Genomic DNA, 14,488 nt, shown 5'->3' with positions numbered 1-14,488 from the left:
CCGGGGGCGCCCTTTCCCGGCGCGTTTGCGCGCCGCCGCGCGGTTGCATTCGCCGGGGGGCGGCGGGTATAATCCCCTCCGCCCTGAACGGGAGAAATCGTCCGGGCTTCCTGGGGTCGTAGCTCAGTTGGGAGAGCGCTTGAATGGCATTCAAGAGGTCAGGAGTTCGATCCTCCTCGGCTCCACCAGGTAAACACAACAGCCGCAAGGGTTTGCAGATAGCAGCACTTGCGGCTGTTTTGCATCACGGTCAGGTTTTGGCACACATTTGGCACACAGTGCCCAGAAAACAGCCCCGTGCGGCGCACCTGGTCGGGCGGTCAGCGGGTCACGGTGGAGGCGTCACGGTTGCGCGAAGTCGCGATACCACAGCCCCGCAGAGCGCGTTTCTCCCTCCGGTGGTCTGTTCACCCGTCCCGGTCGTGATCGTGCCCCCTGCGGCCTCTGTGGCGGTCCAAAAGAAACCCCCGGCCAGCGGGTGCCAGCCGGGGGGCGGGGAGGTGCCCCCTATGCCGAGAAGCTATTTTTCGCGCAGATGTCGAGCGCGGAGCATGTCGCCCAGCGGCAGGGCCTGACCTGGCTCCGGGAAGGGGAACACCGTCTCCCGGCTCCGGGCAACGGCGCGGATAGCCTCGGAAAGTTTTCCGTTAGGCTCCTGCGGGCGGACAGCCTCGGCCAGTGCGGCGCGGATCATGCGGGCGAGGGGGGTGTTATTCTCCATCGGAAGCCTCCTTGAGCATGTCGGTTATCAGGCGGTGCCCAGTGGCCAGCCGCGCGACGGCGAGGGCGCGGAAACTCCGGGGTGAACACGCCACCCCAAGGCGCGCGGTTCGCTTCGGGTATGCCGCTGAAAACTCGCGGACCCGCCCCTCGGCCTGATGATGCAGCACATGGAGCCGCAGGGCCGCCGCGTGCATCTCCGACACGGCGCGCTCGATGATCACGGCCTCGGCGTCCTGGGCCGCGTGAAGCTCCGCCAGGGCGTCGGCGACTTCCGCGCGCGCCTCCGGCTCGGCGGCGTCGCGGGCAATGCGGACGGCCTCAATATGGGCGCGGAGGACGGACTCCATGTCCGCGACTTCCCCCCTGTGCCTGGTGATCGTCTTGCGCGCCGTCTGTCCTCCCTCACCATCGGCGAGTTCCTGTGCAAGCTCAGACTCTGCGCGGCTCAGTCCTGAACGCGCGGCCTCCAGTTCGTGGGCGATGACGGCGGCGGCGGCCTCCAGGCTGCGGACTTGGTGAAGTGCTTCAATCATGGTCTGCCTCCAGAATCTGCGCGGCCAGCGCGCGGAGTTCGGTGTCGCTCATTGTGAGGTAGGGGTTTTCCCCGGTGGGGTCCGTGGGCGCGATTTTCTGCGGCGCGTCAAGGCCGTTGAGCTTCGCGCGTCTCTCCATGATGCGGAGAATGCGGTCGGCGGCGGGGAGCACGCCCGCAAGTGCCTTATCCCATAGGCTGGCCTGCAATTCATCCAACCGCTGGTTTTCCAGTTCGCGCAGATGTTCGGCCAGTTCGGCGCATTCGGCCAGCGTCGCGGCCAGCGCGGCGCGGACATCGCGGTAGGCGGTTGACGTGTCCACGCCGAGAGCGTCGCCGATCCCGGCGAATGTCAGGCCTTTGATTCGTAGTGCCAGGGCGTCGGCACGTCGCCCGGTGGCGGCTACGCAGTCCGGCCTAGTCTTGGCGGTGTGTCTTTTTGTGGGCCGTACATTGTCAGTCATTGGCGAGTTCCTTTTTCCGGTCGGGGACCGCCCGCAGGGTGTGCGCGTCCGGGTGGGGCTTCGGCGGTGAGAGGCGCGGCACGGGCCGCGCGGGTTTCTTGCGCGGGTTCTCGAAGTTCTGGCCGTGGCCAGCACGGAGTACCCGCTGGGTCTGTTTCTCGGTCATGGGTTTCTCTCCATGCCCCCCGTGGGGGCGGTTGTGCGGCGGATCAGCTCCGCCAGGTAGACAACAAGCGGGCGGACATCCCGCCAGTACTGAAGTCCCGCTGCCTCAAAATCACGGATGACGGCGCGCACTGCGGCCATGCGGCGGAGCCGCCAGACATCTTGGGGCGGTGTCGCCGATCCGCTCCCCGTAGCGTCAGCGAAGGGGGGCGCGTCGGTGCAACGCCCCCTTCCGCTTACAGGGGGGGTTCTAGGGGGGGAATCTGCCTCTTGCGTCAACTGCGTCAACCGCGTCAACCTCTTAATGGAAACGCGCGGTTGGCGCACCCGGTCGGCGCACCCTGCGGGGCGGTCAGAAGGGGACATCGCCTTCCTCCTCCGTGTAAAGTTCATCGAACACCCCCTCGACGGGTCGCAGCGCCTCAACCTTGTGACGGTTTGCCTTCTTGGTGGTTTCGATGTTCAACTTCTTGTCGGCAATCAGGCGGTTGACAGCGGCCTCGACGTCACGGTGGCGCGCCCAGGTGACGGACGCCAGGACTGCGGAGACCAGCCCACCCGCTGCGCCCTTCCCTTGGATCACGCCGTTGGGGTTGATGACTGTCTCCGGGTTGGCATGAAACCACCGCATGACAGCCGCCTCCACGTCGCGCGGGTCATTCGCCACGGGGCCGCCGATGGACTCCAGGCAGGCAGCATCCCCAACAGGCACGACGCGGAGATGCAGGCGGTTCTGGTCTCCACTGAAGTTGGTTTTTGTGATATGCAGCTCCAGGTTGCCGTCGGCGGTCTTGCGCAACTCCCAGGCGCCGCGCGCCTCGTCGGTGGCGGCGCTGCTACCCCGGACGTTTTCGGCGCCCGCGTCAGCCTTCCCGGTGCCCTTCCTGACATGCGCCAGGACCAGCACGGCGGCTCCTGATTCCCGTGCGAGGTCGCCGAGAAGGGACAGTAGTTCGCCGATGTGGGCGGCGGCGTTCCCGTCCAATGCACCGCCAGCTCGGCGGAGCGTGTCCACCACAACCAGGCGCGGCTGCATCCTGCGGACGGTCGCGGCCAGCTCCGTGTAGAACGCGGTCGGGCGGACATTCCCGGCGCGGTCCACCTCGGCCAAGGGGCGCGGATCGTCGAGGAGATGCAGGTGCTTGTCGAGGTCGGCCTCAAACCCTTCGCCGTCGAGCTTGTGGTGACGTTGCAGGGCACGGAGACGCTTTGCAACGGCGGTCCGGTTGTCCTCATAGGACAGCATCACGGCGGCGCCCTGGGCGAGGGGTGCCATGCCATTGATCAGGGCACGGCCATGCACGACGGACGCGGCCAGCGCAAGGGAAAGCATGGACTTTCCCACACCACCGGGCGCAGCCAGCAGGGTAACGTTTCCGCTCAACAGCCAGCCGTCCACCAGCCACGGCAACGGCGCGTCTGCTAGTTCGGAGAGGTCGCCCAGGCCGGCGAATTTCAGCCCGTGGACGCCGTCCTGTTCCAGGGACACAAGACGCTCCAAGAGGTCCGTTCCATCGTCTCCGGCCAGGACAGCGGCCCGATGTTGGGCGGTCAGGGCGTCGCGCTCGACAGCCCGCAGGAAGTCGCGGACGTGCCCGGCACAGCGGGCCGGATCATGGGTCGGTGGCGTCGCGTGGTCCAGTAGGACGTGCGCAACGCCTGACTCGCCCAGGATGATGACCTCCTCCAGGACGGCGTCTTCGGTAATGGGTCTGCGCTCGCCGTCCATCCGCTTGATGATGTCCACCAGCACCTCGAACGGGCGCCCTAGTCCGCGCAGGTCCGCAGGCAGGGACACCACCTCGGCGACGGCCTCGGCGTTGCCCTGGGCTGCGCGACGGATCAGACGGCCCAGCGAGTCAGCGGCCAGCGATGCGGCGCGGGTGATGGGGTCCGCCCGCGCGGTCATCGCGCCACCTCCCCGGACACGACGCGGGCAGCCAGCCATTGATGGAGGGTGTGGGGGTCATACCGGATGGACCTTCCCAACCTGATGAAGGGGAGCCAGATTCGGCCCGGCAGAGGGCCAGTGCTGCGGGCAACTCTGAGGGTGCCGGGGGCCACGCCCAAGAATTGGGCGGCCTCACGTTCGGTCATGAGGCGGTCGGGGGCGGGGGGGGCGGGGTCTGTTCGACACTGCATGTTTTTCTCTCCGTGTAGCGGGAAAAGAAAAACCGGGCGCACTCGCTATCTCTAGCGAGCACGCCCGGGAGTGTCTTGTGTTGACTGTCGGAGCGGCGCGGGAAACTGTCCCGCGCGGACGCACGGTCTTAAACTGTCTAGTCGGCCTTCCGTATCTCGGCCAGCTCATCCCCGCCGGGGAAGTAAGCCGCTGTCAGAAGGCTTTGAAAGCCCTTCACCGCCCTCGCCTTGTACTTCGGATCAACCTTGCCTTTGGTAAGCAGTCCCTTCTGGGATTCGAGATTGCCCAGCTCTTGCTTACTCTCCAGAGTCCAGACAACCCGCTCGTTTCCGTGTTCATCGGTTTCAATCCGTGACTTCATGCGTCTATTATACCACAATCGCCCGGCGGCGTCAACCCCTGCTAGTACACTATGAAAAGTCAAGCCTTTTCAACCCGCCTCCTCTTGCGCCTCCTCCACCGCCAGCTCGTGCCCTATGTCGTCGAGCTTCGCCACGGCGGCGGCGGCGGCCTCCGGTGACAGGTGGGCGTATCGTTGGGTCATCGCAAAATTACTATGTCCCAGCAGGTCGCGGATGATAGAAAGTGATACCCCGCGCATAATCAGCTCACTGGCAAAAGTATGCCGCAAGTCGTGAAAGTGAAATCCGTCGAGTTCTGCCGCGTCACGGACAGACTTCCACGCTTTGTTGATATTGTCCAGGCGACCACCACCCCGGCCTGGAAAGATGAGCGCGCCGGCCGCCACGGTGCCATGCTGGGCGCGCCAGGTGTCCAGGGCGTCCATCGCGGCGGCGTTCAGGGGGACGTGTCGCGTCTTTCCAGACTTCGCGCTATCCGCCCGCACCCTCAGCATGCGCCGGGGGAGGTCCACGTCGCCCCATATCAGGCCGAACAGTTCACCACGACGAAGTCCTGTATTGACGGCCAGCAGGACCAGCGGCAGAAGGTGGTCGGAGTATCTTCCATCCAGTGTCGGGCGGGGCGGGATGCCCCTCTCGGCCAGCCACTTGTTATGGTTGATGCGCGCGACACGGGCCTGGGCCTCGCGGGCCTCCAGGACGGCGAAGAGCCGCGCGCGCTCCTCCGGCGACAGGAAACGAACACGCGACTTGTCCTCGCGGAGGGGCTTGATTCCGGTGCATGGGTTCACCTTCACCAGCCCCGCCTTCTGCGCGTGGTTCATCATCGCGGCCAGGTATGCCAGCGGCCTGTTGCAGGACGCGGTAGACTTCTTCTTCTCCAGTCGGGCGCGGCGCCACTTTTCCAATTTCCACGTCGTGATTGCGGAAAGAGGCTGGTTCAGAAATTCGGCGAAATCCCGCCGCAATGTCGCAATGATTGCATCGTGACTTTTCAGGTGCGCCACCTTCTCTGTATAAGGTCCGTCGAGGTAGTCCTCCAGGCACCCGGCGCGGGTGGCGGCGCGCTCCTGCTGCGGGTCACTCCCAGCGGCAACTTCTGCGCGGAGTTCCTGGGCGCGGGCGCGGGCCTGATGCACGGTCAACACATCGGCGCGACCGATTTTATACCTGCGCATGGACCTGGATTCCCTCTCCCTGTACCGGAAGAAAAAGGTCTTGCTTCCTCCAGGAGAAACCACCACGGACAGCCCCGGCACCTCCGTGTCGCAGACCTCGACCAGCCGCTCGCCCGGAGCCAGCCCCTTGACCAATGCAGCCGTCAGTCGCTCCCTCATTTCTAGTCCTCCAAAAGTTTTGGCACACATTTGGCACAAGCGGATTATATCACGGCTAACAAGCGTTAGCAAGGGGCGGGGGAATGGATGCCAGAAAACCCTTTATTTTCAATGCTTTTACCTCCCCACTTGTAATGGACAGTCCCCTGCGGTATACGCCGATAAACCCCCAAAACTTGAATGGCATTCAAGAGGTCAGGAGTTCGATCCTCCTCGGCTCCACCAGGATTCTTTCGCGGCCGCAGGGGCTTTTGGACGCCCCTGCGGCCCGTTTGTTTTTCGGCCCGCCCCCTCCCCGCCGACGGACATGAAAACGGCGCGCCGGGCCTTTTCAGCCGGGCGCGCCGCAGTGGTCTGTTCTCCTTGCCGTCCCCCCCGGTGGGGGGGGGAAAATCAGCTGATCCCGAAGATGGGGCCCAGCTTCAGCGACAGGGTCATGTCGCCCTTCACCTTGAGCTTGCCGCTCGTGAAGGCCGCCATGCTGTTCAGCTTCCCGGCGATGAGGTCCGCGAAATCCGCGTCCGCCATGATGATCTCCACGTTCACGGCGTCCGCGGCGCCCTCGTTCACCGCCACCTCGCCGCCCGCGATCTTGATGTTCCACGTCTGGGCGTCCGCGCCGGTGATGGTGAACTGAAAGGTCGAGTTCATCCCGGCGATCCGGTCCTTGTTCACCTTCGCCGAAAGCCCCTCAAAGAAATTCCGCACATCCGACATTGCCTGTTCCTCCATACCGTTGGTTGACTGCCCGCGCTCGCGCGCCCACTGCCCTGCGGCGCACGCCGCCGGGGGACGTCCCGGCGGACGCCGCCCCACACTTTAGCAGAATGCGAGGTTTGAGTCAACGCGCGGCGGTCATGCCCGGGTTGACTTTCCGGCGCGCCTTGGCAACAATAGCCGCCCATGCACGGCGTGCCGCCGTCCCAGAAGGAGCCTTTCCGTGAAAACCCCGAAAAAACGCGTCATCCACCTCATCTCCAACACCCACTGGGACCGGGAATGGCTGCATCCCTTCCAGGAGACCCGGCTGATGCTGGTGGAGCTGTTCGACGGGATGCTGGACCTCTTTGACCGGATCCCGGAGTACCGGTCTTTTGTGATGGACTCGCAGGCGGTGCCGGTGGAGGACTATCTGGAGATCCGGCCGGAGAACCGGGAACGGATCGAGGCGGCGGTGCGCGACGGGCGGCTGCTGATCGGCCCGTGGTACACCTGCCCGGAGGGTTTCGAGGTGAACGGCGAGTCCCTCGCGCGGAACCTGCTCTACGGCCACAGGACGGCGCGGGCCTTCGGCGGGGTGATGAAGGTCGGGCACACGCCCTTCTCCTACGGCCAGAACTCGCAGATGCCCCAGCTCTACGCGGGCTTCGGCATTGACACCATCCTCTTCTACCACGGCGTGAGCCACGACGAGGTGGCCACGGAGTTCATCTTCGAGGGGGCCGACGGCACGCGGGCCCTGGGCAGCCAGATGAGCAGCGGCGCGCGCTACAACTTCTACCACAACGTCTACCGCGCGGCGGTCTTCGGCAAGAACATCGCGGACCGCGAGTACGCCTGGGAGGAGTGCGGGCTCCCGTTCCGCCGCGCCGGGCAGGCCTTCGCCCGCGACCACCATGTCCTCCTCGCGCCCCGGCGCGGGCTCGACCGCGAGCGGGCGGTGGAGCACATCCGCCGCCTGCGCGAGAGCGAGGTCGCCGTGTCCACCACGCGCCACCTGGCCTTCATGATGGGCCACGACAGCAGCGTGCCGGACGAGGCGGAGCCGGTCCTGCTCCAGTGGGCGCGCGAGGCGCTGCCGGACGACGAGGTGAAACACGGGTTCTACCCAGACCTGATGGCGGCGGTGCGGGCGGAGGTGGACTGGAAGAAGCTCGCCGTGCTCCGGGGCGAGCGGCGGGTGCCCAAGCCCATGCCCGTCACCATGCACCTGTACAGCGACGTGCTCTCCAGCCGCACGCGCATGAAGGCCCGCGCCTCGGCCGCGGAGTACCTGCTCCAGCGGCGGGTGGAGCCCTTCGCGGTTCTGGCGGCGTGGCTGGGCGCGGAATGGCCCGGGGCCTGCCTCGACCTCGCGTGGAAGACCCTCCTCAAATGCCACGCCCACGACAGCATCTCGGGCAGCGGCGTGGACGCCATCGAGGAGGACATGATGAACCGCCTCGCCCAGGTGCGCCACCTCGGCGACGGGCTCCTGGCGCGCGCCCTGGCCCATGTGCAGAAGGGGGTCAACACGGGGGCCGAGGGCCCCGGCGGCGTGGTGCTCACGGTGCACAACCCGCACCCGGCCGCGCGGTCGGAGGTGGTCACGGCGGTGGTGGACCTGCCCCACACCGGGCCGCGCGGCGCCTTCGAGCTGGTGGACCCCGCCACCAGGCGGCGCGTGCAGGTCCAGTGCGCGGCGCGCCGGCCCAACTGGTCCATCGTGAACCACGCGGGCGACGCCCCGGCCATGGTGCGCACGGAGCAGTTCCTCGTCCATTTCCCGGCGGAGGCCGTGCCCGGCCTCGGCTACGCCACCTGGGTCGTGGACCGCTCCGGCGCCTTCGCCCGGGGCACCCTGGTCACGGGCGCGAACACGATGGAGAACGAGCACCTGCGCGTCGTGATCGCCGAGAACGGCACGCTCAGCCTCACCCATAAGGCCACCGGCGTGGTCTACGACGGCCTGAACTACTATGTGGACAACGGCGAGGCGGGCCACGCGTGGATGCACCACAACCCCGCCTTTGACCGCGCGCTGGACAGCCGCGGATTCCCCTGCGCCGTGGCACTGGAGGAGGACGGTCCCCTCCTGGCGCGCTACCGCGTCGAGACGCGCATGCGCGTCCCCGCCCGGCTCGACGAGAACGGCGGCGACGCGTGGCAGCGCCTCGACGGCATCGGCAACCACGCGAAACGCTCCGACGACGGGCGGGAAATGGTCCTCACGACCCGCATCACCCTGCGGCGCGGCGCGAAAAGCGTTGAGGTCTCCGTCGAATTCGACAACCCGGCGGAGGACCACCGCCTGCGCGTTTTCCTGCCCACGCGCCGCGCGGGCAAGACCTGCCACGCCGAGAGCGCCTTCGACGTCGTCGAGCGCGACACCGTCTTCGGCAAGGAGAGCCCCTGGCACGGCTGCCAGGGCGTCACCTTCCCCATGCAGCGCTTCGTGGACGTCAGCGACGGCGCGGCCGGCCTCGCCTTCATCGCCCTCGGCCTGCGCGAGTACGAGGTCACCCAGGACGCCGCGCGCGCCGTCGCGGTCACGCTCATGCGCGCCTACGAGCTCAACCTGGCCACCGTGAGTTGCCGGTGGGACACCCACCCCGAGATGAAACTCACCCAGTGCCCCGGCCGCCACGAATTCTCCTGGCTGATCTACCCCCACGCCGGGGACTACGCCGCGGGCGGCGTCCTCGCCGAGGCCGAGCGCCTCGCCGCGCCCCTCGAGCCCGTCCAGGCCGGCACCCACCCCGGCGGCAACCCGCCCACCGCCGGATTCCTCGACCTCCAGCCCGACACCCTCCTCCTCACGGCCCTCAAGTGCGCCGAGGACGGCGACGGCTGGATCATCCGCGTCTGCAACCCCAACGCGAAAAAGGTCAAGGGCAAGCTCACCTTCGGCAAGAGACTTTCCTCCGCCGAGCGCGTGACCCTGGAGGAAGTGACCGAAGAGCGCCTGACCCCGCGCGGCAGCACCGTCACCTTCGACGTAGGCCCCAAAAAGATCGTCACCCTCCGCGCGCGGCTGGGGTGAGAAGCGCCGGGACTCCTCCGCCGCGCGTTGACTGGGGGGCACCCGCCGGATAGAATGACGGCGGGGCGGGGACGGGCACGCGCGAACAACGGCGCGCGGGGTGTTTCGGCGATGACGCGAAAGGACGGAAAGAACGTCGGCGGGCCCGCAGCCCGTTTCCGGCTGCACGCGGACACGGCGGGCCTGCTGGCCGTGCTGGCGGTCGCGGCGGCCCTGCGCGCGCCGGGGCTGTTCCGGGGTCTGTGGGCGGACGAGCTGTACACGCTGCGCACGGCCTCGCTGCCCTGGCGCGGCGTGCTGGCGCAGACCGTCTCGCCGGTGATCTTCTGGATGACCAAGGCCGTGCTGGGGGTCTTTCCCGAACCGCTCGCGGTGCGGTTTCCCTCCCTCCTGCCGCCGCAATACGAGTCGGTGCCGCTGCACGCCCCGGAGTGGGCGCTGCGCGCGCCCTTTCTGCTCGCGGGGCTGCTGACCGTGGCGGGGGTGTTCCTGCTGCTGCGGCGGCGCGCCGAAACGACCGCCGCCCTTTTCGCGGGCATGTTCCTGGCCGTGTCGCCGCTCCACGCCTACCATTCGGTGGAAATCCGCTATTACGGCCTTGTCTGCCTCGCGGGCGCGCTGCTCCTTGGGGGGGTTCTCGCGCTGGAGGCGGGCCGGACGCGCCGGGGCGCGGCCCTGGCCGCCGCCGGACTCCTCCTCGGCATGCTCACCCACCTGTCCTTCGCCCTGGCGGCCGTCGCCACTGTGGGGGGCTACGGCCTGTTCGCGCTCCTGCACACCCGGCCGCGCGCGGTGCTGCTGCGCCGTCTCGGGGGGGCGGGGCTCGTGTGCGCCGCCGCGGCGGGCGTCTTCCTTGCCGTGGTGGCCGGGGGCAGCCCCGGCCATTTCGACCGTCTGCGCGGCCTCGTGGCCCCGTCCGCCGCGCACCCCGCCGCGGACGCGGAGGACGCCGGCGAGGACCCCGTGGACGGCGGAAGCGGCCGCGAAAAGCATGTGCTCTCCGCGCGAAACTACCTGGTGAACTATCTGGCCGCGCGGTTTCTCTCCTGCAACGGGGTTGCGGCCGCGCTGGTCGTCGCGCCCCTGCTGCTCTTGGGGCTCGCGGCCGCGTTCCGCCGCCACCGGCTCCTCTTCTTCCTGCTGGCGGCCAACCTGCTGACCGCCGTGCCGTTCTTCCTCCTCCCCGTGGGCCATTTCTGGGCGCCCCGCTATTTCATCTTCCAGACCGTGGCGGCGGCGCTGCTCTTCGGGCTGGGGGCGGACGCGGCGGTGCGGGGGCTCGCCGCCCTGGCGGCGCGGACGCTGCCGGGCCTGCGGCCCGCCGCGCCGGTGATCCTGCTGGCCCTCTGGCTGGCCGCGTGCCCCGGCCCCCTGCGGGCGGGCTGGGCGGAGAACGCGCAGTCGCACAACGACTGGGGCGCGCGCCGGATCGCGGAGGCGCTCGCGACGCAGGTCGAGCCCGCCATGGACAAAATCGTCTACTGCAAGCCCCACAAGGGCCGCTTCTCCTACCTCCTCATCCCGCATTACCTGGGCCGCCTCGTGCCGGACTGGACCACGGCCGGGTCCGCGGGAAAGGAGTCCTTCTGCACGAACGGGGGCGACTTCGAGTCCCTCTTCGCCGCGTTCCAGGGCGACCCCTTCTGGATCGTCAGTTTCAACGGCAACAACGCGGACCCGGCGCTGAACGACCACATCGCCGAGCGCGGCGGAAAGCTGCACACGGACCTGGGCGTCGCCTCCCTTTGGACGATGGGCGACCTCCCCCAGGCGGGGCCCGGCCCCTGGAAGCCCCCCGCAACGGAGACGGAGGCCGTCCTGCCGGAGGAGGCGCGGGTGGAGGAGGTCACCGGGCCCGGCGGACCGCGCAAACGCTATTCGGTCACCCTGGTGCTCAACGACGCGGAGAAGCCCCGCACGCCGACCCTCTTCTTCCCCGTGTGCACCGCCGTCAACGTGGACGAGTGCGCCCTGGAGCGCGGCGCGCGGCATGTGGTCCGGTTCCGCCTGCGCGCCAAAGACCTCCGGCCCGTGGGCAACCCCAAGCGCACCTTCCGCGTGATGCTGGAGGGGCAGGGGAGCCTCACGGACCTGATGTACGCCACGGGCTCCTCGGACTGGCGGGAGTACACGCTGGTCTTCATCCCCGGCGCAGACGCCCCCGACGGTCTGGTCAATCCCCGGATCGGCTTCGGCAACCGGGGCGGCACCGGCGCCTTCGAGATCGAGGACTTCTCCTGCGCGGTGGAATGACGCGCCCCGTCCGGGAACCCCGGCCAATGTAGACGCGCCTTCCAGGCGCGTTCCTGGTCGCGGGAGCAACCCCGAAGAAAGCGGCTGGAAGCCGCTTCTACGTTGCGGCGGCCGCGGCGTGGAAACGCACGCACTTTCGGCGCGGGCCGCCCATGATGATATGATGGTGCGCGCCGCGCCCGCGCGCGGCCCAAACCGCGGCCCCTCTTCCACCCGACGGGGAGTGTCAAAGACGTGCTTGTTCCGCTGCACATGGTGACGGTGCTGCTGGCCGGCGGGCTCACAGGCCTGTGGGCGCGGCGCCTGCTGGCGTCCCTCGGCTGGCTTTCGGGCTTCGAGTCGGGCATCCTGCTGGTGGCCGCCGTGTGCGCGGCCTGGGCCGCCGGACAGTTCGCCTATATGGCCGCCGTGCGCCTCCTCGCCCCGACCCGGTCCCCCGTGCCCCTGCTGTGCGACATGGCCGCCCAGTGCTGCGCCCTCGTGCTGGTCCCCTGGCTGCTGGGGGTCTCCCTTCCCATGCTCCCGCCGGTCCTCCACAAGGTGGAGCCCCTCCTCGTCCTCGGCGTCTTTCTGGGCGCCCACGCGCTCCTGAAAGGGGTCGTCTTCTTCGCCGCCCTCGATGCGCGCCCCGCCGGGCGCCTCGGCGCCCTCGGATGGCTCGCCTGCGCCGGGATCGCGCTGGCCGGGGCCGCCGGGTTCCAGCAGGCCTTCGCTTTCACCGCCGCCGACCCGGGGTTGGCCCAGGCGGGCGACGCCGCCTGGGCCCGCGTCGGCGGCGCGTGGGCCGAGGCGCGCGAGGTGCCGGAGAGCCTCGGCGCGCGCATCTTCGGCGACTACGGCGGCGGCGGCGACCTGGTGCTCTACGCCGCCCTGCCGGACGACGGCGACGACGAACGCGGCGGCGCCACGGTCCACATGACCGTCCGCGTGGAGCAGAGCGCGGCCGCCGAAACCGGCACGGCGGACGCGGGCGCGGACATCACGCCCGTGCACACCCACGAGGTGCCCCTGGAGCCCGGCGTCTGGACCGAGGTGCGCCTGCCCGGGGACGCCCTGCCGGAGAACGCGGGCGCGGTGGTGGTGGCGTGGACCGGCCGGCCGGCCGCCGAATGGATGCGCCAGCTCGGCGTGCACCCGCCCTCCAACACGGGCCGGAAACTCCTGGTCGCCGGGCCGTGGCGCGTGGCGCGCGGCGCGGAGGGGCCGTCCGTGGTGCTGCTGGCAGTGGAGGGGCTGGCGGCGGAGAACACCAGCCTCGCGGGCTATTCCCGCGACACCACGCCGAACCTCAAGAAGTGGGCGGAGCCCGGGATGATCTTCGAGCAGGCCTACACCCCCGCCCCCGAGGCCGCCGCCGCCGCCATGACCCTTCTCACGGGGCTGCACCCCCTGCGCCACGGCACCGTCGCCGGACAGGCCGCCCCGCCGCCGTCCGGCATCCGGACGCTGGCGGAGCACCTGCGCGCCGCCGGCTACCACACCGCCGCCTTCACCGAGGGCCGCGGCGCCGACGGCGACGACCTCACTGTGGACACCGCCTTCAGCCGCGGCTTCATGCAGTTCAACGACGTGTTCCCCATGGACCCCGGCGCGCCCGAGCCCGGCAGCAACGCCCCGCCCAAACCCCGCCCCGCCGGGGCGCGCGTCACCCTCGACCGCGCCGCCGAATGGGCCGAGGCGCGCGGCGGCGACCCCTTCCTCCTGTTCCTGCGCCTGCGCGAGCTGCGCGACCCCGTGCGCCTCGCCCGCTACGGCGAGGGCTTCCTCGGCAAGGGGCGCACCCCCGCGCCCGTGGACATCTATGACACCGCCCTGCTCGACGTGGACCGCCAGATCGGCGCGTTCCTCGGCCGGGTGGAGGCCGCCGCCCAGGGCCGGCCGCTGATGGTCGTGGTCACCTCCCTCTACGGCCTCGATTTCACCGAGCCCGACCGCGGCGCGTGGCGGCGCGGCGCGGCGGGCAGGCCCTCCCTGCGCGAGCCCTCCCTGCGCGTGCCCCTGCTGATGCGGATTCCCGGCACGGCGGGCCGCACCCGCAAGACCCCCGCCTCCCTGGCCGACGTCCTGCCGACCGTGCTCGCCCGCGCCGGAATCACCCCGCCCGCCGGCCTCGACGGCGCCGACCTCGTGCTCCAGAGCGACTTCCGCGACCTCATCTCCGTGCAGGGCAACCCCATGGGGCTGTCCGTGCGGTCCGGCCGCTGGCGCTTCACCTGGCAGTCCGGGCTCGACCCCTTCACCCTGGACGCCGCCGGCGAGGCCTCCGTCGTCGAGTTCATGGACGTCTACCAGTTCCGCGCCCAAAAGGCCGGCGCGGACGCCCGCGCCAAAGAGCCCGAACTCGCCCGCGAGTTCCAGCGCCAGCTCGACGCCTTCCTCCGCGCCCACCACCCCGCCCAGACCGCCCCGCCCCCCGAACCGGCCCCCGCCCCCTAGACAAAAAAAGAGGCCTGACACATCGCTGCACCAGGCCTCCGCGGAAGGAGAAACGCCCCACTTGGGCGTTACCACAGTGATTTTACCATATTCTCGGGAAACTCGCCGGACAAGCCGTGCAATCGCACTAAGATCCGTCCACCCTTCCTGACAAAGAGTTCTTTCGTTCCCTGTTCCTTGTCCTCTTCAACGCTGAAAGCGTTGCCGAATATAGCCCAGGGCAGGCCGCCGCCCAAAGGGCCAGGCCTGCCCTGGGTTGCCCGGACGGAAAGAATCATGCCCCAACGGGGCAGCCGAAATGGGGACGGGCACCCAAAGACAAGGCAGGCGG

The 14,488-nt window shown here is 69.1% G+C and carries 12 protein-coding genes and 2 tRNA genes; 5 read left to right on the top strand and 9 right to left on the bottom strand.

The window, feature by feature from the left end; all coding sequences use genetic code 11:
• The first annotated feature begins 112 nt into the window (after positions 1 to 112).
• A tRNA-Ala gene (locus tag GXY15_01510) sits at positions 113 to 188 on the top strand.
• 332 nt (positions 189 to 520) lie between these two features.
• On the opposite strand, the gene GXY15_01505 is transcribed toward GXY15_01510, so the two are convergent.
• From GXY15_01505 to GXY15_01470, 8 genes are all read right to left on the bottom strand, one after another.
• The gene (locus GXY15_01505) at positions 521 to 721 is read right to left on the bottom strand and encodes a hypothetical protein (protein NLV39888.1); all 201 of its coding nucleotides are present in this window, start codon (positions 719 to 721) and stop codon (positions 521 to 523) included.
• On the bottom strand, positions 711 to 1,256 hold the full coding sequence (locus tag GXY15_01500) for a hypothetical protein (GenBank protein ID NLV39887.1): 546 nt from the start codon (positions 1,254 to 1,256) through the stop codon (positions 711 to 713). The genes GXY15_01505 and GXY15_01500 overlap by 11 nt, the downstream gene beginning before the upstream one ends.
• The gene (locus tag GXY15_01495) at positions 1,249 to 1,719 is read right to left on the bottom strand and encodes a hypothetical protein (GenBank protein ID NLV39886.1); all 471 of its coding nucleotides are present in this window, start codon (positions 1,717 to 1,719) and stop codon (positions 1,249 to 1,251) included. The genes GXY15_01500 and GXY15_01495 overlap by 8 nt, the downstream gene beginning before the upstream one ends.
• A complete protein-coding gene (locus GXY15_01490) occupies positions 1,712 to 1,885 on the bottom strand; it encodes a hypothetical protein (protein NLV39885.1) in 174 nt (57 codons plus the stop codon). The genes GXY15_01495 and GXY15_01490 overlap by 8 nt, the downstream gene beginning before the upstream one ends.
• Positions 1,886 to 2,236: 351 nt before the next feature.
• Positions 2,237 to 3,793 carry an AAA family ATPase gene (locus GXY15_01485; protein NLV39884.1) on the bottom strand — a complete coding sequence of 519 codons (1,557 nt, stop codon included), beginning with the start codon at positions 3,791 to 3,793 and terminating at the stop codon, positions 2,237 to 2,239.
• Positions 3,790 to 4,026 (bottom strand): helix-turn-helix domain-containing protein, encoded by a 237-nt coding sequence (locus GXY15_01480; GenBank protein ID NLV39883.1) that lies wholly within the window; start codon positions 4,024 to 4,026, stop codon positions 3,790 to 3,792. The genes GXY15_01485 and GXY15_01480 overlap by 4 nt, the downstream gene beginning before the upstream one ends.
• Before the next feature lie 137 nt (positions 4,027 to 4,163).
• On the bottom strand, positions 4,164 to 4,388 hold the full coding sequence (locus GXY15_01475) for a hypothetical protein (protein NLV39882.1): 225 nt from the start codon (positions 4,386 to 4,388) through the stop codon (positions 4,164 to 4,166).
• A 69-nt stretch (positions 4,389 to 4,457) separates the two neighbouring features.
• Positions 4,458 to 5,726, bottom strand: coding sequence for a site-specific integrase (locus GXY15_01470; protein ID NLV39881.1), 1,269 nt, complete (start codon positions 5,724 to 5,726; stop codon positions 4,458 to 4,460).
• A 136-nt stretch (positions 5,727 to 5,862) separates the two neighbouring features.
• On the opposite strand from GXY15_01470, the gene GXY15_01465 reads away from it, so the two are divergent.
• Positions 5,863 to 5,951: transfer RNA gene (locus tag GXY15_01465), tRNA-Ser, on the top strand.
• 168 nt (positions 5,952 to 6,119) lie between these two features.
• Here GXY15_01465 and GXY15_01460 read toward each other — a convergent pair.
• Positions 6,120 to 6,458 (bottom strand): SCP2 sterol-binding domain-containing protein, encoded by a 339-nt coding sequence (locus tag GXY15_01460; GenBank protein NLV39880.1) that lies wholly within the window; start codon positions 6,456 to 6,458, stop codon positions 6,120 to 6,122.
• A gap of 208 nt (positions 6,459 to 6,666) precedes the next feature.
• On the opposite strand from GXY15_01460, the gene GXY15_01455 reads away from it, so the two are divergent.
• The 3 genes from GXY15_01455 to GXY15_01445 all read left to right on the top strand — a co-directional run bounded on the left by GXY15_01455 (position 6,667) and on the right by GXY15_01445 (position 14,157).
• Entirely contained in the window at positions 6,667 to 9,468 is a 2,802-nt protein-coding gene (locus tag GXY15_01455; GenBank protein NLV39879.1) for a hypothetical protein, read from the top strand.
• Between the two features lie 111 nt (positions 9,469 to 9,579).
• The gene (locus GXY15_01450) at positions 9,580 to 11,721 is read left to right on the top strand and encodes a hypothetical protein (protein ID NLV39878.1); all 2,142 of its coding nucleotides are present in this window, start codon (positions 9,580 to 9,582) and stop codon (positions 11,719 to 11,721) included.
• A gap of 234 nt (positions 11,722 to 11,955) precedes the next feature.
• The gene (locus GXY15_01445) at positions 11,956 to 14,157 is read left to right on the top strand and encodes a sulfatase-like hydrolase/transferase (protein NLV39877.1); all 2,202 of its coding nucleotides are present in this window, start codon (positions 11,956 to 11,958) and stop codon (positions 14,155 to 14,157) included.
• Positions 14,158 to 14,488: the final 331 nt, after the last annotated feature.

The sequence above is a fragment of the Candidatus Hydrogenedentota bacterium genome, from assembly GCA_012730045.1.
Taxonomy (GTDB): Bacteria; Hydrogenedentota; Hydrogenedentia; order Hydrogenedentales; family CAITNO01; genus JAAYBR01.
The sequence above is the reverse complement of the archived record's forward strand: the minus strand, read 5'-3'. Positions and strand labels throughout refer to the sequence as shown.